General features: G+C 40.1%; 15 protein-coding genes and 1 pseudogene. 10 read left to right on the forward strand and 6 right to left on the reverse strand.

The window, feature by feature from the left end; all coding sequences use genetic code 11:
* Positions 1–248: 248 nt before the first annotated feature.
* Positions 249–1,412: a glycosyl hydrolase family 18 protein gene (locus tag KHB02_RS12555; RefSeq protein WP_213140036.1), complete on the reverse strand. Its 1,164-nt coding sequence runs from the start codon at positions 1,410–1,412 to the stop codon at positions 249–251.
* A 183-nt stretch (positions 1,413–1,595) separates the two neighbouring features.
* Here KHB02_RS12555 and KHB02_RS12560 point away from each other — a divergent pair, with 183 nt between their 5' ends.
* Entirely contained in the window at positions 1,596–2,804 is a 1,209-nt protein-coding gene (locus KHB02_RS12560) for a CapA family protein (RefSeq protein ID WP_213140037.1), read from the forward strand.
* A 62-nt stretch (positions 2,805–2,866) separates the two neighbouring features.
* Here KHB02_RS12560 and KHB02_RS12565 read toward each other — a convergent pair whose 3' ends face one another.
* On the reverse strand, positions 2,867–4,297 hold the full coding sequence (locus KHB02_RS12565) for an alpha/beta fold hydrolase (protein ID WP_213140038.1): 1,431 nt from the start codon (positions 4,295–4,297) through the stop codon (positions 2,867–2,869).
* Positions 4,298–4,610: 313 nt separating this feature from the next.
* Here KHB02_RS12565 and KHB02_RS12570 point away from each other — a divergent pair, with 313 nt between their 5' ends.
* Both KHB02_RS12570 and KHB02_RS12575 read left to right on the forward strand, forming a co-directional pair.
* A complete protein-coding gene (locus KHB02_RS12570) occupies positions 4,611–5,183 on the forward strand; it encodes a TetR/AcrR family transcriptional regulator (protein ID WP_213140039.1) in 573 nt (190 codons plus the stop codon).
* Positions 5,184–5,207: 24 nt separating this feature from the next.
* Positions 5,208–7,901, forward strand: a pseudogene (locus KHB02_RS12575) (cytochrome P450); the annotation flags it as partial.
* Positions 7,902–7,950: 49 nt separating this feature from the next.
* Here KHB02_RS12575 and KHB02_RS12580 read toward each other — a convergent pair.
* The 3 genes from KHB02_RS12580 to KHB02_RS12590 all read right to left on the reverse strand — a co-directional run bounded on the left by KHB02_RS12580 (position 7,951) and on the right by KHB02_RS12590 (position 11,454).
* A complete protein-coding gene (locus tag KHB02_RS12580) occupies positions 7,951–9,360 on the reverse strand; it encodes an aldehyde dehydrogenase (protein WP_213141237.1) in 1,410 nt (469 codons plus the stop codon).
* An 8-nt stretch (positions 9,361–9,368) separates the two neighbouring features.
* Complete coding sequence (locus tag KHB02_RS12585; protein ID WP_213140041.1) at positions 9,369–10,568, reverse strand: iron-containing alcohol dehydrogenase; 1,200 nt, start codon at positions 10,566–10,568, stop codon at positions 9,369–9,371.
* 214 nt (positions 10,569–10,782) lie between these two features.
* Positions 10,783–11,454, reverse strand: coding sequence for a helix-turn-helix domain-containing protein (locus KHB02_RS12590; protein ID WP_241113836.1), 672 nt, complete (start codon positions 11,452–11,454; stop codon positions 10,783–10,785).
* A gap of 303 nt (positions 11,455–11,757) precedes the next feature.
* Here KHB02_RS12590 and ltaS point away from each other — a divergent pair, with 303 nt between their 5' ends.
* The 6 genes from ltaS to KHB02_RS12620 all read left to right on the forward strand — a co-directional run bounded on the left by ltaS (position 11,758) and on the right by KHB02_RS12620 (position 18,778).
* Complete coding sequence (gene ltaS, locus KHB02_RS12595) at positions 11,758–13,698, forward strand: lipoteichoic acid synthase (RefSeq protein WP_213140043.1); 1,941 nt, start codon at positions 11,758–11,760, stop codon at positions 13,696–13,698.
* A gap of 135 nt (positions 13,699–13,833) precedes the next feature.
* On the forward strand, positions 13,834–14,757 hold the full coding sequence (locus tag KHB02_RS12600) for a DUF7847 domain-containing protein (protein ID WP_213140044.1): 924 nt from the start codon (positions 13,834–13,836) through the stop codon (positions 14,755–14,757).
* A 9-nt stretch (positions 14,758–14,766) separates the two neighbouring features.
* Positions 14,767–15,423 (forward strand): DUF4129 domain-containing protein, encoded by a 657-nt coding sequence (locus tag KHB02_RS12605; protein WP_213140045.1) that lies wholly within the window; start codon positions 14,767–14,769, stop codon positions 15,421–15,423.
* Positions 15,410–16,543 carry a DUF4350 domain-containing protein gene (locus KHB02_RS12610; protein ID WP_213140046.1) on the forward strand — a complete coding sequence of 378 codons (1,134 nt, stop codon included), beginning with the start codon at positions 15,410–15,412 and terminating at the stop codon, positions 16,541–16,543. Before KHB02_RS12605 ends, KHB02_RS12610 begins: the two co-directional genes overlap by 14 nt.
* Positions 16,540–17,469: an AAA family ATPase gene (locus tag KHB02_RS12615; protein ID WP_213140047.1), complete on the forward strand. Its 930-nt coding sequence runs from the start codon at positions 16,540–16,542 to the stop codon at positions 17,467–17,469. The genes KHB02_RS12610 and KHB02_RS12615 overlap by 4 nt, the downstream gene beginning before the upstream one ends.
* The gene (locus KHB02_RS12620; RefSeq protein ID WP_241113837.1) at positions 17,420–18,778 is read left to right on the forward strand and encodes a DUF58 domain-containing protein; all 1,359 of its coding nucleotides are present in this window, start codon (positions 17,420–17,422) and stop codon (positions 18,776–18,778) included. Before KHB02_RS12615 ends, KHB02_RS12620 begins: the two co-directional genes overlap by 50 nt.
* Here KHB02_RS12620 and KHB02_RS12625 read toward each other — a convergent pair.
* Positions 18,729–19,730, reverse strand: coding sequence for a stage II sporulation protein M (locus KHB02_RS12625; RefSeq protein WP_213140048.1), 1,002 nt, complete (start codon positions 19,728–19,730; stop codon positions 18,729–18,731). The two genes, KHB02_RS12620 and KHB02_RS12625, sit on opposite strands and share 50 nt — an antisense overlap.
* A 101-nt stretch (positions 19,731–19,831) precedes the next feature.
* Between KHB02_RS12625 and KHB02_RS12630 the strand changes: the two genes are divergently transcribed.
* Positions 19,832–20,273: RDD family protein (locus tag KHB02_RS12630; protein ID WP_241113838.1), on the forward strand; the 442-nt coding region annotated here is incomplete at its 3' end.

The raw sequence follows: 20,273 nt of genomic DNA on the forward strand, positions 1-20,273 counted from the left end.
CAAGCGTTGGAGCGCATATAAAGGCTCTATGCTACCGAACCCATGATTTTTTCAAGCGTTTGAGCTCATATAAAAGATCTATGCTACCAAACCGATGACTTATTCAACTGTTTGAGCTCATATACAGGCTCTATGCTACCAGACCGATGATTTTTTTAGCAATCGAGGTCATATAAATTCTCTACACTAAAAAGGCCTTACCCCCGGTGCTTATAAACAGCAACGCAGGGAGTAAGGCCCTTTTAAACTTAATTTCCTTTTACTGTGTAGTATTTTATCGGATCCTTTTCGGACTCCTTCAGGACTTCTGAGATTGTGTTTGTTATGCTTTGTGGTCCTTTGGCATCAAGCCCGGTCTCCCACATCATCATTCCACCCATACCATGGTCTAGGGCCAATTTCGTTTTCTTCTTCATTGTCTCTTCACCATTATAATAGTAGGTTGTTCCGTTCATTTGGACTGTATCAGCACCAGAATTGGCAGGATTCTGATTCAAAATTGCTCCGAATGAAACCTGCTTTATTTTTGGATCCTCAGGCTGGGCATACAGCGGTACTCCAAGAACCAATTTCTCTTTTGAAATATTATATTTATCAAAAAGTCCTGTCCAATAGCTTACGATTTTTTCAGTGAATGGGTAGGGAGATAGGTTAGCAGCATGGTAGCCGTCATCCCATTGTCCGTCATAGGCCATAATGTTTACGTGGTCCACGTATTGAAACATTTCTGGCTCATATTTAACAAAGGCAATTTCCGTTAACGTAACTGCATGAATCATCGAATAAACTGCAATTGACAGCTCTTTGTTTTTAGGGTGAAGCTGTTCGCTTAATTCTTTCGCGAACGCGGACAGATTTTGAGCATCCTCTGCAGATCGAGGGTGTTCAAAATCGATGTCAATCCCGTCCAAATTTTCTCTATCAGCAATTCCAGTAAGCTCATTTACTAGTTTTGTCCGCGATTCCGGATTTGAAATGGCCGTTTTGAAATATTCATACGATTCTCCGCCTTTAATGTGATACCATCCACCAATGGCTAAAATCGCCTTCGTATTATGTTTTTTCGCATTTGTGACCATTGCCCGCAAGTTACCAAGTGCAGTATCGCCGTTAAGCAAAATCCCGCCATCCTTGGTCGGATGCACAAAAGAGAAGATTACATGGGATAACTTGTCATATTCGACCGTATTTGGATCACGAAAATCTTGTACATATCCAATGAGAACTTTTGAGTGCGCTTTTTCCACTTCAGGGACTGCTTTTTCCTGTGGCTTTGAAGCGGATTTGGGAGCTTGATCTATTTTTACTATTTTTGAATCTTCATGGTTTGTGGAAAAGAATAATCCGGCAGCAATTCCTCCAATAAAGGTAAGTAGTATTACCAGTGCAAGGAGGGTTTTTCGTTTATTCATTGCTGACCTCCTCCTATAAAAATATGACATTAAAAGTTTAACAGATAAGGAGGAAGGAGTGGATGGTAATATCTTGTAGAGTTATAAAATTCAGAAAATTCTTTATATAAAGCTCGAATTATGGTACAATTTGTAAATGTAAGTCATTTCCAAAGAAATAAATAAAAAGGGGCCAATGGGAGAATGGAGAGTAAGGACCACCTAAGCAGGACGAAATCAGCTAAGCAACAGCGGTTCAAAAATTCGTTACGTTTTTCCATGCTTGCAGTATTTATTTTAGCGGCAGGAGGTTTTGCTGCGACGTTTTATATAAAGACAGATAAGACTGTTCCTACGAGTACCCCTGTGAACCTTAAAGATTCTAAGCTAGAGGAAGAGAGCGATGTTCAGAAGGAACAACCTGAACAACCTCAGGCTCAAGTACAGACGCAGCAAAATACAGAAACGACAATTAAAATAAGTGCAGCTGGTGATTTTACGTTAGGGACAGACGAAACTTTTAAATATCCAGATACTTTTGTTCGTACAGCATCGTCAAATGGTTTGGCTTATTTTGTTCAAGGACTCGATACTATTTTTCTGGAGGATGATCTTACTACGGTCAATTTGGAAACGACGTTAACAAATTCAACACAAAAAGCGCAAAAAACATTTCGCTTTAAAGGAGACCCCGGCTATGCGGAAATATTAAAATTGGGTGGTATTGAAGCAGTTAACCTCGCCAACAATCATATCCATGATTACCTGCAGAGAGGATATACTGACACGATTGAAGCTTTGAAGAACCAACAAATCGGCTATTTCGGCTACGAAAATCAATATATAACAACCGTAAAGGGCGTTAAAATAGGGGCTTTAGGCTTTGAAGGCTGGCAGGATACACGTGAAGTAAGGAATAAGGTTTCACAAGGCATCAACCAGCTGAGAGAGCAGGGGGCACAGATTGTTCTTGTCCATTTTCACTGGGGAGTGGAACGGCAATACGTTCCAACAGCCTCGCAAAAATCATTGGCCCGCTTTACAATTGATAGTGGTGCGGATCTAATTCTTGGACACCATCCACATGTCGTTCAGGGAATTGAAGAGTATAACGGTAAATTTATTGTTTACAGTCTTGGGAATTTTATGTTTGGAGGAAACCGAAATCCGTCTGATAAAGACACGTACGTTTTTCAACAGACATTTCATCTCGAAAATGGAGTACTGACTGATAAAAAAGAAATCAACGTTGTCCCATTTTCGATTTCTTCTGTTTCGTCGAAAAATAATTACCAGCCTACCAAGTTGAAAGGGCCGGAGTTTGATAGGGTGAAGAAGAAAATCATTGATGTTTCGAATAAAATCAATGGGACTGGGTGGCTGGTTTATGATCAAGGGAATAATACAGAATAAGCAAATATAATATATGATAATACGAAAGCAGAGAGTTGTGTCTCTCTGCTTTCATTAGTTTATTATTTAACATCCCATGGCGTTAGATCATATGGGCGTCTGACCGAAGTAAACTTTGAACCAAAGTTAATATCTGCAACAGCTTTTGGATCCAGGATATTATCTCCAGCTGGTTTTTCCCCATTTTCTACCCAATTTACCAAATCATCAAATGCATTAATTTGTTCCTGATTTGTAAATTCACAGTGTCCTATTCCACGAATTGCACGAGATACTAGTAGGTCCTCCTTATTTTTTTCAGCCACTCTTTTCGCGTAAATTTGTTCCATGGAGAAAGGAACATAGAGATCCCCCAATGTGTGTAACGTAACAGTCGGCACCTTTAGGTCTCCATTTACCTTTGGTATTGCAGCCAAACCGTTATTGTGACGACCGTTTGGATCATTGGAGATTCTAATAACGCTTTCATTTAGAGCCTGTTCTTCAGGTGATAAACTAGGATTACTGTCAAGTTGATAAACAGAGTCCGTATTGTTTATAACATTACCTGTTGCTTCTCCATAAGCAGGGTTTGTTGGCATACGCTGCAGTAGAAAATCATCAAACATATGTTCATAAGCGATTTCAAATAATGGTCGATCTCCTCCAGAGAGGTTCTCGGTTACTGCTTCTAATTTTAATCCTTTGTCTGTAAGAGTTTTAAATACATATGATCCTGTTGTAGGATCCACTACCAATTTTTCGTCTCCTCCCAAGACTTTTCTTAGTTGTGGAACCGTATTATTAAAGTAGTTATCGTCTGCCACAAACTGTTGTTCACTTTTTGATTTTCCTGCCAAAGATTGTGCAACAAGCCCATAGTCAGTGAAGAAATCAAACAATTCCGAGTCTCCTAAAACCCCGCACATAGGCAATGCTCCATCAACATCACCGTACTGCTCAGCATATACACCAGTAACATGACCACCCATGGAGTGACCCATAATATAGGTGCGTGTTGGATTTCCGACCAATTTTCTAAATAACCCGTTCAGGGCATGCGTATCCTTTACACCAGATTCAACATCATAACCGTTCGTGCTATAACTAGAGGCAGCCCATGCATACCCTTCTGTAATTAACTCTTGACGAACTGAAGGGGCACTTACCGTCAATGCCTGACCAGTACCTCGATAACCATGAGCATACAACACAAGCTTGCCGTTCCAGTTCTCTGGAACTTCCATCCAATAACCGGCACCATTATGTATGCCTTTATAAAGTTTGGTATTCTCAAATCCTTCTAGATGTGTTAATTTGTCTAATTGTTTTTTATCTACAAAAAAGTTTTTCTTATTTTGCCCATTAGGAACAAAAAACTCTGGAGGTTTAATATTCAGTGAAGTGGATGAATCAGTTGATGAAGGTTGGTCTGCAAATGCGACGGAGCTGAGTACAGATAAAGAGAGTGTTGTGGCTAATGCTGCTGCGAATCCTTTTTTCCTTTTTTTCATGGAACCACCCCTGGTTAAAATAATATTGGGAATATTAGTACTAATATTCAGCCAATTTGATTATAAGACAAGCCAAATACTTCGTATATTGAAATATTTCTACACGAAATAACAGCAAAACACAGCAGGAAACAGGTTATGATAAAAAAACATAAATTGTGATAATAGATGTTTTAAAAATGCAGAAAGAAGTAGAAAAATAACGTCATTTTATTTATTTGGAAAACAGGTATTTTATACCATGACAGAGATTTCAGAATATTATATATAATAGTTAGTAAGTATTCACTAACCAAAAGAGAGGGTGAAGAATTTGGGATCGCAATCGGATACTAAAAAGAAAATTATCCGGGAGGCACGCAAGCTCTTTGCCGAACGAGGATATAATGGCGCCACAACCGCCGAAATTGCCAGGCGTGTTGAAGTTTCAGAAGCTGCTCTTTATAAACATTTTAAGGGCAAAAAGGATATTTTTCTTGCTTGCATTACTCCGTCTGTGTTTGAGCCCCCTAAGATGAATTCTGATCATAATCTTGATCTGGTCAGGGATGTCATCAAAGCAAGAGTGGAAGTAATCCGCAGCAATCTGGACAGCTTCAACATACTTTTTAGGGAATCGCCCAACCATCCAGAGCTTGCAAAGATGTTTATGGAGCAGATTTATATTCAGGACAAAAGTATGGAACAGCTTTTGCAAAAGGTATCTAACGGAAATCTCACCCCAGTCCAATCCCTTCTATATGAACTTGGGATCACTAGCGCTATTTGGTCCCTACTCAACTTTGAAAAACTCCAGGAAGAAATCATCTCAGAAAAATTACCGCTCGACCATATGGAGGATGAAATCGCCGATGTTGTTTTATACGGTTTATTAGGTAAAAGGTGAGTAATTAACAGAGAGGAGCTTTTTATGGAAAATAATATGCGGATTCCGCAGCCAAAAACGTATGGCCCGTTAGGCAATATTCCATTAATTGATAAAGATGCACCAACGCTGTCATTTTGGAAAATCGCCGATGAATTCGGACCTATTTTTCGCTTTGAGGCTTTTGGTTTTATCATGCATTTTGTTTCAGGTCATGAATTAGTTGCCGAGGTCTGTAATGAATCCCGGTTTGACAAAAGTCTCTCCGGAGGGTTGTATTTTCTGCGTGCACTAGGGGGAGACGGCTTATTTACAAGTAAAACGAAAGAGCCGAATTGGCAGAAAGCCCATAGCATTCTAATGCCAGCCTTCAGCCAGCAAGCAATGAAAGGATATCATACGATGATGGTTGACATCGCCCAGCAGCTCGTACAAAAGTGGGCCCGTTTGAATCCAAATGAGAGCATCGATGTTCCCGATGATATGACCCGTCTGACCCTAGATACGATTGGGTTATGCGGATTTAACTATCGCTTTAACAGTTTCTATCGGGAAAACCACAATCCGTTTATCATCAGTATGATTCGGGCACTTGACGAGGCCATGCACCAAAGCACAAGGCTGCCATTCCAAACCCAGCTGATGGTAAGAACCAAGCGGCAGTTCGAACGCGACATTAAGTCAATGTTTTCTCTAGTAGATAAAATTATCGCTGAACGCAAAGAAGGCGGCGATCAAGGGGAAACTGATTTGCTGGCCCGAATGCTGAATGTCAATGACCCGCAAACAGGAGAGAGGCTTGATGATGAAAATATTCGATTCCAAATTATTACCTTCCTGATTGCCGGTCATGAAACGACAAGCGGATTGCTTTCTTTTGCCATATACCTGCTTCTGAAGCATCCTGAAGTACTGAAGAAGGCATATGAGGAAGTTGACCAGGTACTAGGCGATTCTATTCCATCGTATCAGCAGGTACTCGACCTTAAGTACATTCGGATGATTTTAAATGAAGCTTTACGTCTTTATCCTACTGAGCCCCAATTTACTTTGTACGCAAAAAACGATACGGTCATTGGCAGAAAATACCAGCTAAAAAAATACGACAATGTGTCCGTCATTATTCCAAAACTTCATCGCGATAAGGATGCATGGGGGGAGGATGCCGAAGAATTTCGACCTGAGCGTTTTGCAGATATGACTAAAATTCCCGCACATGCCTATAAGCCCTTTGGAAACGGGCAGCGAGCGTGTATCGGCATGCAGTTCGCCCTCCATGAGGCAACGCTTGTGTTAGGAATGATTCTGCAGCATTTTGACTTAATCGACCATATGCATTATCAATTAAAAATTAAGCAAACATTGACGCTTAAACCTGATAATTTTAAAATTCGCTTAAAAATGCGGAAGAATAAGAGAATCGATACATTTGCTTTATCTGCTGAAAAAGCGGCAGCCCCGAAAAATAACCAAGAAGCTCCGAAGTATTCACTTGTTGGTGTCAATAATAGAAAGCTGCTTGTTTTATATGGTTCCAATATGGGAACAGCAGAGCAGGTTGCACATGAGCTTGCCGATATTGCCCGTTTGCATGGAGTAAGAAGTGAGGCCGCTCCCCTAAACGATAGGATTGGTAAGTTACCAACTGAAGGAGCCGTAATCATTGTCACATCCTCCTATAATGGGAAACCACCAAGAAACGCACGCCAATTTGTGCAGTGGCTGGAACATCTGGAAACAGGTAGTTTAAAAGGTGTCCAGTACGCGGTATTTGGATGTGGCGATCACAACTGGGCGAACACCTACCAGGATGTGCCTCGTTATATTGATGAACAGCTTGCCCTTAAAGGAGCAGTCAGATTTTCAGAGCGGGGGGAAGGTGATGCAAGCGGCGATTTTGAGAAGCAATTTAATGAATGGAAAAACCGGATGTGGCAGGATGCCTTCAAAACCTTCGGAATTCAATTGGATAGAAATGATGAAAAAGGGGCAAATACAATTTCCATACAGTTTGTCAATACTGTAATGGGTTCACCTTTGGCTGAAAAGTACGATTCCGTACAAGGTTCGATTGTAGAAAATCAATTAGTGTTTAATGCCGAAAATGAACAAACAAGGCAATTTGTGTTTTCCTTGCCTGAAGGGCTAACCTATCAAGAAGGTAACCATCTTGGGGTCTTTCTAAGGAATAGCAAAGAAACCGTTCAGCGAATTATTAAACGGTTTAGATTAAATGGAAAGGACCATGTGATTATTACCGCATGCGGCCGTACTTTTTCCCATCTTCCGTTAGACCGCCCGGTAAGTCTAGTTGATCTCCTAAGTCAAAGCGTAGAAGTGCAGGAAACAGCAACGCAGGTACAAATTCGTGAATTGGCCGCCTATACGGTTTGCCCTCCGCATAAGCGGGAACTAGAAGCGTTATTAGCGGATGGGGTATATGAAGAACTTGTTTTGAAAAATAGAGTTTCGATGCTTGACTTGCTTGAAAAATATGAAGCCTGTGAAATGCCGTTCGAACGTTTCTTAGAGCTATTGCCTTCACTTAAACCAAGGTATTTTTCAATAACTAGCTCTCCAAAGGAAAGTCCGAATCGAGTGAGCATTACTATTAATGTTGAACAAGGGGCCCTAGCTTGTGCATTCTTTGCGGATTTGAAGCCAGGGGATGAAATCATCATGTTTATAGTGTCCTCTGAGCAAGACGACCACCTTATAAAAGACCAGCAAGTTAAAATAGGTTAAAACGAAAGTCCCTGAATTCTTCTTGAGAATCAGGGACTTTCCATTATTTCAAAAACATCCTCAACATCTTAAGCCCATTCTTAAAATTCGGATAGCGGAACGGGATGTCAAAAAGGGTGGTTTGCTTTAAGACACTTTTCTTATGGGAGAAGGTGTCAAAGCTGCCTTTTCCGTGATAAGAGCCAATGCCGCTTGGTCCGACACCTCCGAAGGGGAGGTGAGGGGAGACAAAGTGATAGACAGTGTCATTCACACAGCCGCCGCCAAACGAAACACTGTTAAGAACCGTTTGCTGGACCTGGTTATTTTCCGTAAAAATATAAAGGGCGAGCGGTTTCGGATGATTATGGATGCCATCGAGCACTTCTGATAAATGGCTGTATTCCATAACAGGAAGAATCGGGCCAAAAATCTCATCCTGCATAATTAGATCATCCCAGCTTATATTCGTTAAAACAGTCGGCTCAATCGCTAGGGTATCCGAATCTGTTTTACCCCCAGAATATACTTGACCATTATCCAAAAAGCCCTCTAGCCGCTTAAAATGCCGCTCACTAACAATATGGGTGTAATCGGGGTTACGTAACGGATTTTCTCCATATAATTCTTTTATCGTATTTTTAAACTCGCTTAGAAATTTGTCTTTGACATTTTTATGAACATAAAGATAATCGGGGGCAATACAGGTCTGACCGGCATTCGTGAATTTACCCCAGGCAACCCGTTTAGCCGCTACCTTAATATTGGCATCATCATGAACGATGCAGGGACTTTTGCCGCCAAGCTCTAATGTAACCGGAGTTAGATTTTTTGCCGCAGCCTCCATAATGATTTTCCCAACAGGTACACTTCCAGTAAAAAAGATATAATCGAATTTTTCCTCAAGGAGTGCTGTGCTTGTTTCCACACCGCCTTCTACAACTGAAACAAACTCTTCAGGATATAGACCATTGATCAGCTTCGCCAATACTTCAGACGTTTTTGGTGTTAATTCAGAAGGTTTCAAAACGGCACAATTTCCCGCTGCAATCGCACCGATTAACGGGGCAATCGCCAACTGAAATGGATAGTTCCACGGGGCAATAATTAATGCCACACCGTAGGGTTCTGAATAGATGTAACTCGTCGAACCAAAATGGGTCATAGGAGTTTTAACACTTTTTGTTTTTACCCAAGAACTCAGGTTTTTAATTGTAAAAGTCAACTCAGCAAGGACAAATCCGATTTCTGCCGCATACGCATCTAGCTCAGATTTATTTAAATCCGTTTTTAACGCTGCCATAATCTCTTGCTCATTTACCTTTATGGCATCCTTCAATTTTTTCAATGCAGCCAATCGGAAGGAAACATTCTTTGTCTGTTCTTTTCGGAAGAAGGCCTTTTGTTTATTAACTAGGAAACTGTAATTTTCTTTAGTACCGCCTTCATTTAATAGGGGAGAGGAAATACTCATAATCATATCTACTCCTTTATCAGATGATAAAGCTTTAATATATCATTTTTATAAAGAATCTTTGGAACAGGATAGAGAGGATTTGCTTCTTTCAAAGACCGTTCCACCATGAGCGGAATATCCTTTTCCATGATTCCGTTCACCTTGGTCGGGATAGCCATTTTTTCATTAAGCTTTTTAATGGCATCAATAAATTTCCGTGCTTTTTGTTCGATAGTATCTGAAGGCTTTGTTATTTTAACCAAATCTGCCAATTCTGACAACGGCTTATGGGCGGATTCCCCATAATACTCGAGTACATATGGAAGAATAATGGCATTTGCCAGACCATGGGGAACCTGATAAAACCCGCCTAAGGTATGGGCGATCGCATGCACGTAGCCGACATATGCCCGGGTAAAAGCGATTCCGGCCAAATAAGCAGCCTTTTGCATGTTTGTTCTAGCCTGAATGTTGGTACCATTTGAATAGCATTCATAAAGATTTTGAAAAATTAACTGTACTGCCTCAATACTGCACTGTGTTGTTTCTTTCGTATTGCTTTTCCCTATATACGCCTCGACTGCATGTGTCAGTGCATCAATACCGGTAGCAGCCGTGATATGGGGAGGAAGCTTTACAGTAAGAAGCGGGTCTAATACAGCATAATGGGGGATAAGGGCCGTGTCCATTATCGCGTACTTTTCATGTGTCTCGCTGTTTGAGACAACAGCGGCAAGCGTTGCTTCACTGCCTGTTCCTGCTGTCGTTGGAATGGCAAACAGAGGCGGTATTCTTTTTAATACCTTTAAAACACCTTTCATCTGTGGAATACTTTTTTTCGGCCTTGCCGCGCGGGCGCCTACACCTTTTGCGCAATCCATTGGCGAGCCGCCGCCAAATGCAACAATTCCCTGGCATTTATTCTCCTTGTACATTTGAAAGGCTTCTTCAATATTTTCTATTGTTGGGTTTGGAACAGTTTTATCATAAATGAAAAATTGGACGCCCTCATTTTTCAAGCCATCTAAGAAAGTGTCCATCAGGCCAATGGAAACAATCCCTTGATCCGTCACGATTAAAACGCTTTCAACTCGCATACTTTTAATAAGGGTTGGAAGTTTACTTAGGCTGTTTTCTCCTTCTAATAATTCCGGTTTTCGCCAAGGAAGTATAAAGGAGGCTACCTTCATCCCACCTTGATACGTTCTGCAATATAATTCGTACATCAATAATCCCCCGCTTTCAATAAAAAATAAAAACACACAAAATACCCAAAAAACCAAAAAATGTATACAAACTATATATCGTAAAAACGGAGGGAACGTCAAGAGAATATTTAAAAAATTCTGAAATATACTCCCTTTGTAGTATATAAACTAAAATTGATATCAAACCAAAAAACTATCTATGAAACGAAAAATCAGCCGAAATCGGCTGATTTTAACTTTGTCCAATGAAATTAATTAATAAACTTAATTCGCCAGCATTAAGCTCGTTGACATTGTCAATGAATTGCTGAACTAGTTTCACCATATCCGGACTTAATTCCTCACCAACCGATTGAATAATCATTCCAACAACTGCCCCTGTAAATACTGTTAATTGCACCTTTGCTTCCTTGGAGGCATTGATTAAGTTCACCGTTAATTCCTTCACGTTTTTTCCTAGTGTATTCAAGAATAATAGCAAAATACTAAGAAAGTAAGCGCAAAACTCCAGCTTAACTTCTACATTTTTCATGAGCGAAATGATATGATGAATTGCTTCTCGTAACGGCAGATTTTGTGGATTTTCCACTAATTTAATGACTTCAGGCAGGATTGCTTCCCACTCTTCTGTGTTTGTTAGCTCTCTCCGTTCTTTTTGGAAAAAGCTTTCTGCAATTTCAGTAGGGGAGAAGACAACGATTGAACGACCTGCTTCATTCTCATTCGTGGAATACGTTCTTTTTACAAGCCCCTGGTTTTCCAATTCCTTTAATACATCATAGGCTGTCCATTTGCTTACGCCAATGGCTTCCGCCACCTTCGAATAATGGACAGGGTTGTTTGTTTTCTTAAATTGACGGTAGATATGATCAAGGAATTCCTGACGTCTTTTTGTTAGAGACAAACTTTTTTTCACCTCAGATCTATTGATGGAAACTTATGTAATTAAATATCATGATTACATGTATTATACCATTCCCGACTAAATATAATGGACAAGATTGCATTCATATATGGGTTGACTTTTTCAAAAAAAGTAGTATAGTTACTATCTTGTGAGCAGGTCATTTACGTTTTTTCTTGTTTTATTCATAGTTTGTTCATATTTACCATTTAAGATATAGACTAGACTAAATAGTACTAATCACATATAGGAAAGTAAATTAAAAAATGCAATAATGATTTGCTAGAAGGAAGGTGCTTAATAATGAAACTAAAAGGTCAAGGTATTTCCCATAAATATATTGGCTTTTTCTTTTTGGCCGTCATTCTTCTTTGGATAAAAACATATGTTACGCAATTAACACAATTTGATTTAGGGATCCAGAACTCAATCCAGAAGTTTTTATTATTTTTAAATCCATTAGGATCGGCGTTAATATTTTTAGGGATTTCAGCATTATTTAAAGGCAGAAAAAAGTATATTTCATTGATTGTGATTGATTTTCTATTATCGTTCTTATTGTTTGCCAATGTAGTGTACTATCGTTTCTTTAATGATTTCATCACGTTGCCTACATTGACCCAAACTCAGAACTTTGGTGATGTCAGCAGCAGTGTGTCTTCTTTATTGAAGCCATATGATTTCTTATTCTTTATAGATACAATTCTATTAATTGCATTACTTGTATTTAGGATTGTAAAAATCGAGAAAAAAGATATGAGCCGTCAAAAGGTGGCTGCTTTATTCTCCATGGCACTAGCCATTTCTTGTGCCAATCTTTCATTAGCAGAAGCGGACAGACCGCAATTATTAACAAGAGGTTTTGACCGAAATTACATTGTAAAATATTTAGGCATGTACAATTATACGATTTATGATACGGTGAAAAGTACGACAGCCTCTGCTCAACGGGTAATGGCGAGCAGCGACGATGTTACTGAGGTGAAAAACTACACTAACTCCAATTATGCTGCACCCAACCCGGCATATTTTGGTGCCGCTAAAGGCATGAACGTTATTTATTTGCATCTTGAATCAACACAAAACTTTTTGATTAATTATAAGCTTCATGGGCAAGAGGTTACACCATTTCTAAACTCGTTAACACGTGACCAGAATACCTTATATTTTGATAACTTCTTCCACCAAACCGGACAAGGGAAAACAGCAGATGCTGAATTTATGCTTGAGAATTCATTATACGGACTGCCGCAGGGTGCTGCCTTTACGACCAAAGGCATGAACACATTCCAATCAGCACCGGGGATTTTAGGTCAGCAGGGTTATACATCTGCAGTATTCCATGCAAACTCAGGAAGCTTTTGGAACCGCAATGAAATTTATAAATCTTTTGGTTATAATAACTTTTTTGACGGAAAATATTATCATGTAAACCCAGAAGATCAAGCGGAATATGGAATGATGGATAAACCATTTTATCAACAATCTAAACCAATGTTAGAAACTTTACCAGAGCCGTTTTATACGAAATTTATTCCGGTAGCCAACCATTATCCATATAAAATGGACCAAAGCTTGGCAACGATTGCCCCTGCAGAAACGGGTGATGCATCGGTTGATGATTATTTCCAAACAGCTAGATATGAGGACGAAGCTTTAAAAGAGTTCTTTGATTATTTAAAGCAGACAGGATTACTTGATCGTTCCATTATTATTATGTACGGTGACCATTATGGAATATCCGAAAACCATAATAAAGCAATGGCTCAGGTATTGGGGAAGGAAATTACTCCGTTTGAAAGTGCCGGCTTGCAGCGTGTTCCATTATTTATTCGTGTCCCTGGTATCCAAGGGGGAACTCATCATGAATACGGCGGCCAAATCGATGTCCTACCAACACTGCTTCATTTGTTAGGAATTGATTCAAAACAGTTTGTCCAGTTTGGTACTGATTTATTGTCAGAACAGCACGACCAACTTGTGCCATTCCGAAATGGCGACTTTGTAAGTCCAACCATTACAGCTGTTAGAGATAAATATTACGATTCTACGACTGGCTTGGAGCTTTCACAGGATAAATTGGATGAGGCTAAGAAGTACCACGAGATCGTGGACCAAAAGCTGGCAGAATCCGATAAAGTTGTAAATGGCGACTTATTGCGTTTCTATACACCTGATGGCTTTAAACCAATCGACAGATCAAAATATAACTATAACAAGGGTCAAGAAGATTCTTCTAAATAAAAGACGCTCTCCGGGTTTCGGCCCGGAGAGCTTTTTTGTACTCGTTACTTGTAAATATTTGCAACTTTTTACACTTATTAGACAAAAGTAATGTTAAAATAATTCTTGTGACAAACAGATTAAGGGGGATTTAGATTGGATTCTAAGTTTTCAAAGCCGAAAGGATTCGGAGAAATACTCGATCATACATTCAGTTTAAGTAAAAACAGATTTAAGGATTTCTTTATGATTTTCCTCTTGCTTTTAGGTCCTGTTTACTTATTACAAGCCATCATATTATTAATATCAGGAACAAGCTTCTTTAGGGAAGTGAAAGGCGGTGGTGATTGGTTTGAGCAATTCATGACCAGCTTTGAAAATCAAGGAACCTTTGACGCCGGAAGCTTTGGGGCTGACATTGGAATGGCGGTGATTGGGCTAATCACAGTGATTCTTGGTCCGATCACAGAGGCAGCTATTCTTTTTGCCGTCAATCATATTCGCAAAAATGAGGAGTTTACTGTCGGGTCGGTTATCAAGCAAGCCCTATCACGGTTCTGGCCAATGCTGGGCAGCAGTATTTTATTTGGATTGCTAGCCTTTGGCATCATGCTGGTTCCTATTTTAATCATCGCCTTTTCAGGAGTAATTGGCTCCATGGCCAATCCCGTTTTAGGCATATTATTAGCTATCGGGTTATTTCTAATCTTTGCACCAATAATAGCCTACTTTTTAACGCGCTGGAGTTTTTATTTCGGGTCGGTAGTTCTTGACAGACAGTCACCAGGATTCGGCAGAAGCTGGAGATTGACCAAGAAACGTACATGGCCGCTTATGGGACTTTATATTATTTTTTATTTAATTATTACTATTATCAGCTTCTCAGTGGAAGGGACAATTGGGTTAGCTTTAGGAAATAGCGTATTGTTTACGATTATTTCAAATCTTGTGACCTTAGTGACAACAATGATTTTCTCAGTTGGATATGCCGTGATGTACCTAGATTTAAAAGTGCGCCACGATGCCGATGATTTAAAGGAAATGATTGAAGACTATGATCGTACCTCTTTTTTAAATTAGGTGATTGAGATGCTTACTACTGAAAAAGCACGGGAAAACCTAGAGAAAATTTTGAACGAAAAGGAATATCGGGTTTATGACAAAGCTTCTAAAGGCCTTTTGGCTGAATGGTGGGAAAAGGCTAAGCAGTGGATTGCGGACAAGTTAGCCGGTTTGTTTCCATCAATTGAATCTTCCGATAACGCCGCAAGCTCTATTTTAATCGCTGTCATTATTGTGGTCATCGTTCTATTGGCTTTAGCTGTATTTTTTCTGATTCGTCATTATAAAAGAGAACGGGTTCTCCGAAGCAAAAAACCGCTTCAATCTTTAAAGGATATAAATTGGACTTATCATGAGCATTTAAAAGAGGCAGAAAAGCTAGAAACTGCAGCCGATTATTCAGCTGCAACACGACACCTGTTTTTGGCCCTGCTTCTTTTCTTTCACGATAAAGGATGGCTTGAGGCAAGAAAATGGAAGACCAATTGGGAGTATTATGAGGAGCTTAGAAAAGAGAATAAACAGCTGGCCGGCCAATTTTACCATCTCGCGCATTTTTTTGACGAAGTGACTTATGGCGAAAGGGAGGCATTTCAAGAGGAATACCGGCAGTTTCAATCTGTTGTTTTGAGTCTGTTGTCGGAAATGAACAAGGAGGGAGGGGGAACCGTTGCACAAGGCTAGAAAGGATTGGCTTTGGTTCGTTATAGTAATAGTTGTTTTTTTGCTTTTAAGCTATTTCACCTTTACTCCCAAGCCGAAAGTATATCCGAATTACGTAACTGAATCTCCTTCCCCAACTGGGACAAAGGGCTTTTATACATATTTAAAACAGGAAATGAGTGCAAAAAGCTGGAACCATTCGCCTTCTTTATTGCCAAAGAATAAAGAACAGCAGCTATTAATTATGGTGGAGCCGGGAGATTTTACTGAAAAAGAGGAAATCAGCTCATACATCGATTTTATCAAGGAAGGAAATTCGCTTCTATTGCTTACTCAAAATCCAGATGGTCTGTTTGATTTAAGGACAAAAGAATTGGAGAAAGATATACCATCTCCAGAAGCCTTAAAAATCTATGGAAAGGGCGGAAAGGCAGCACAAAAGGCGGAAGTCCAATCATACGTTCGGCTACAGCCTCGTAACGGAGAAGATACTTTATTGCACGATAAATACGGACCTGTTGCATTGAAACGTACTGTTGGTAAAGGCCAATTAATTGTCGCGATTACACCAGAATGGATAACGAATGGCAAGATTTTAAAAAACGACCATTTACCACTGTTGATTTCGCTGGTTAATGAAACCAACTCCAAGACAATTCTGTTTGATGAGTATGTTCATGGCGAGCAAACAACTTCAACATTTTTATCTGCTTTTCCAAAGTGGTTTTTACTGTTGATGTTTCAGGGAATATTGATAGCTTTCATTTGGCTTTGGAATAAGGGCAAACGGTTTGGCCCAATTATGGTTCCACGGGAAGAGATGGTCCGTTTTAGTGATGAAGGTATTCGCGCGATAGCAGCCTGGTATCTTCGGGGAAGACGATATCAGGATTCATTGTTAATTCAAGCCGATTATCTGAAGCAGCTCCTTCAAGAACGATGGCAGGTTCCTTATCACAAAGAATGGCAGGATATTTGGGGATATTTAGAACGCAAATGGACGGAAAAAAAAACTAATGAGATTCGCTTATTTCTTCAGGAATTGGCAATAATTCTCGATAAAAACCAAATCACTAAACAGGAATATTTGCTTTGGTCTAAAAAGTTAGACCAGTTACAGAAAGAGGTGGAACAAGGGTGAGGACAGAACTAACATCCCTATTGGAACAGTATGAAAGGCGAATTTTAGGACAAAATCTCAATTTACGATTGTTATTATCCGCGATATTAACAGGCGGCCATGTCCTGCTCGAAGGGGTGCCAGGCACCGGGAAGACTCAAATGGTCCGTACGCTTGCAGGACTGCTTGGCGGCGATTTTAACCGCATACAGTTTACACCGGATCTGCTCCCAAGTGATATCACCGGCAGCATGATTTACAATATGAAGGAAGGCTCCTTTCAAACGTTGAAAGGGCCGATTTTCACCAATATTTTATTGGCAGATGAAATTAATCGGACACCAGCCAAAACACAAGCTGCCCTGCTTGAGGCGATGGAGGAAAAACAGGTGACCATCCAAGGGGAAACCTACATGCTGCAAGAAGTATTTTTTGTAGTGGCGACACAAAACCCGATTGAATTTGAGGGGACCTATCCACTGCCCGAAGCCCAGCAGGACCGATTTTTATTTAAACTTCAGGTTGATTTTCCATCCTTCGAAGAAGAGAAAAATGTATTAAAACAAGTGATTGAGAACAACTTTAACAGGACTAAAGTTTCTCAAATAATGGATTTAGACACGTTCGTGGCAATCAGAAAAGAAATTGAAGATATTACAATTAGTGATAATGTACTTGATTACATTATGAAAATCGTCAGGAAAACAAGGGATACGGACATGATTCACTTTGGTGCTAGTACCAGGGCGGGGATTTCGATTGGTAAAGCAGCACAGTCTTGGGCCTATTTGTCAGACCGAAATTATGTGACTCCAGATGATATCAAAATGGTTGCAAAGCCTGCTTTACGTCATCGGATTCAGTTATCTCCTCATGTAGAATTGGAGGGAGCAACCGTTGACCAAATCATCGAAGAGCTTGTGGGCTCGGTTCCTGTTCCAAGATAGAGGTATACTGCCGACGAAGCGGCTGATGTTGATTTACCTTGTGCTAACTATTCTTTTAACACTGGGGATATTAAGGGATTTATCATGGTGGTACGTCTTTATGATTAACATTGTTGTTTTTTTCATCAGTCTGGTTGATTTATTGTTCTCAGCGAAAAAAACACAGCTTTCCTTCAAGCGGACCATAACGGAGGAAATGGAACGGGGACTTACCTATCCGATTACGATTGAGGTTCGCAATCATTCTCCATATTCACTAAACTACCGATTCATTGATGGTCTGCCGCAAACCTTTACAAAGCCGTTTCCGATATCCGGAAGGGGTCAGGCGGATTCAGCCAACGTCATTAACTATGAAACGGTACCTGCTGAGAGGGGAAAATACGAAATCAATAAGCTGTACTTCCGTTATCGAAGTGTAATCGGCCTGTGGGAAAAGCAAGTAACAGTAGATTTAACTGGTTCAGTGAAAGTGATTCCCGATCTAACGGAAACAAAGCAGTATCTAGAAAATGCCCAGCATTATTTATTGTATGAAGGCATGCAAATTCGCAAACAGCAAAGCGGGGTTGGGGAATTTTCGAAAATCCGGAGCTTTGTAGTTGGTGATGATCCGCGGAAAATTAACTGGCGGCAAACGGCTAAGCTTCAGGAAGTAATGACAAACGAATATGAACCAGAGCATGGTAAGTATATTACGATTTTGCTTGATTGCGGCCGTATGATGGGGGCAGAACTGAAAAAAGGCAACCGATTAGAAAAAGCCTTGGAAGCTTCCGTAACCGTAGCCGCTGCTGCTCTTCAAAAAGGGGATTATGTGTCCGTTCTAGCTTTTTCAAATGAAATTAAGGCTTTTGTTCCACCTGCCAAGGGAATGGCTCATCTGCAAACCATTCTCCACTCCATTTACCATTTAAAAGTAGATGCAGTAGAATCCAACTATGCAGAGGGTCTTCAATATTTGGAAATGGTACAAAAGAAACGAAGCCTGCTTTTATTATTTAGTGATATACAGACCTTTCTACATGAAGAAAATGCCCTTGCCTACCTTAAACGGCTTCGAAAGCGGCATTTATTTTTCATGATCGGGGTTGAAGACCGTACTCTGATGAACAGAACAAAAGCGGAGCCGATTGATGTTCAAGCGGCTATGTTGAAGAGCATTGCCCAGCAGCAAATGCTTTTTAAGAAAAGGGAGAAAAATAAATGGGAAAAGCAGGGCCTGCCAATGATAGAGGCCCGTGAGGAAAAATTAGCGGTTACCGCTGTGTCCCATTATATGGAGATAATGAATCAGAATCTTTTATAGCATGACTGTGTTTCAGTTTTCCAAACACAATATAAAGAACTAAACCCAAAACAGTCAAGATAGCTACCATATATTTAGCTTCAAGCGAGATGGCTGCCGGTGTGATAAAACCTTCAATGATTCCGGCGATGATGAATAATGGTATAGTTCCAAGGAGCAGCTGAACAGAGCGTTTTCCGTGTTCCTTCAATTGGTACCCTCTTGAGTACAGGCCAGGTACAAAGAGCTTATAGCCCATTAACAGCCCAGCCCCGCCGGCAATAAAAATGGCTGTAAGCTCAATCATGCCATGGGGAACAATATAGGCCCAAAAATCATAGGCTTTGCCGTGATGCCAGAAAAGCGCTGCAAGTGCTCCAATGATAATGCCGTTGTAGATAAGCAAATAAACAGTTAATATTCCAAAGGTTATACCACCAGCGAAGGCTAGTATGGCCACTTTTATATTATTCGTCATGATACTAGCCGACATGAGTGAGGAATCGACCGTACCATCCCTACTTCCGAGTTGTTCCGGGTCAACCCCTCGGGCAATTTCTGGAGGAAGAATGGAATAAATATGGAGTGGGTCATTCAAGACGGAAAGAAAGCTGCCAATCGCGCCGATTGCAAACAAGATCATCGCGGTCACAACGAATTTCCATTGTTCTAATAATAAGCCGATAAACTTGGCGGCGAAAAAATGACGAATTTGTTTAACGCTTGATACCTGGTCTTTATATAAAAGATTATGCGATTTTGAAACAAGTCCATTCAAATATTGCGTTACTTCGTCATTAGGAAAATACGTTTGGCTATAAGAAAGATTCTGCGCCGCTTTCTGATATAGGCGTGAGAAGAGTATAATGTTGTCTCCAGTTATCGTCTTCCTGCCCTTGCTTAGTGTTGCGATTAACTGTTCAAGCTGTTTCCATTCTTCGCGATGCTGCTTGATAAATTGTTTAACATTCATTTTTTCACCATCTTTTGCCGTTAATGCTTGCTTCTATTCCTTATTATAGTAATTTTGTAGAAAAATAGGAAACCTTATCATCTAGAAAGGGGAGAACCCTGTTGAATCATGAACAAATGGATATTAAAACACCGGAATACGTCTCACTTCAGTTTAGCCTGGCCGGATTAGGCAGCAGGGCTGCGGCATTTATTATAGATCAATTAATCTTAATGGTGTTTAATATTTTGTGCATTATTTTGGTTATCTTCATCATGAAGGGTATGTCGTCTTTTCCATTTTTTTTAGAAGAGAATACTGTCCCTTTTGCCATTGCTATTATTGTGATATTCGTGATTAATTGGGGCTACTTTTTTGCCTTTGAATTTTTCTATGGCGGCAGAACACTGGGCAAGAAATGGATGGGCATCAGGGTTATTCAAGAAAATGGACACAGCATTACCTTGCTTTCAAGCTTTATCCGCAACCTGATGCGAATTGTTGATTCTCTGCCAGCAGGGTATTTTCTTGGAATGCTGATGGTGTTTTTTCATTCCAAGCATA

The organism is Neobacillus citreus (genome assembly GCF_018343545.2).
GTDB lineage: Bacteria > Bacillota > Bacilli > Bacillales > Cytobacillaceae > Neobacillus > Neobacillus citreus.

Excerpts from the sequence above, each read along its gene's own strand:
- KHB02_RS12555 (WP_213140036.1), bottom strand. The coding sequence starts at position 1,412 with ATGAATAAACGAAAAACCCTCCTTGCACTGGTAATACTACTTACCTTT.
- KHB02_RS12560 (WP_213140037.1), top strand. The coding sequence starts at position 1,596 with ATGGAGAGTAAGGACCACCTAAGCAGGACGAAATCAGCTAAGCAACAG.
- KHB02_RS12565 (WP_213140038.1), bottom strand. The coding sequence starts at position 4,297 with ATGAAAAAAAGGAAAAAAGGATTCGCAGCAGCATTAGCCACAACACTC.
- KHB02_RS12580 (WP_213141237.1), bottom strand. The coding sequence starts at position 9,360 with ATGAGTATTTCCTCTCCCCTATTAAATGAAGGCGGTACTAAAGAAAAT.
- KHB02_RS12585 (WP_213140041.1), bottom strand. The coding sequence starts at position 10,568 with ATGTACGAATTATATTGCAGAACGTATCAAGGTGGGATGAAGGTAGCC.
- ltaS (WP_213140043.1), top strand. The coding sequence starts at position 11,758 with ATGAAACTAAAAGGTCAAGGTATTTCCCATAAATATATTGGCTTTTTC.
- KHB02_RS12605 (WP_213140045.1), top strand. The coding sequence starts at position 14,767 with ATGCTTACTACTGAAAAAGCACGGGAAAACCTAGAGAAAATTTTGAAC.
- KHB02_RS12625 (WP_213140048.1), bottom strand. The coding sequence starts at position 19,730 with ATGAATGTTAAACAATTTATCAAGCAGCATCGCGAAGAATGGAAACAG.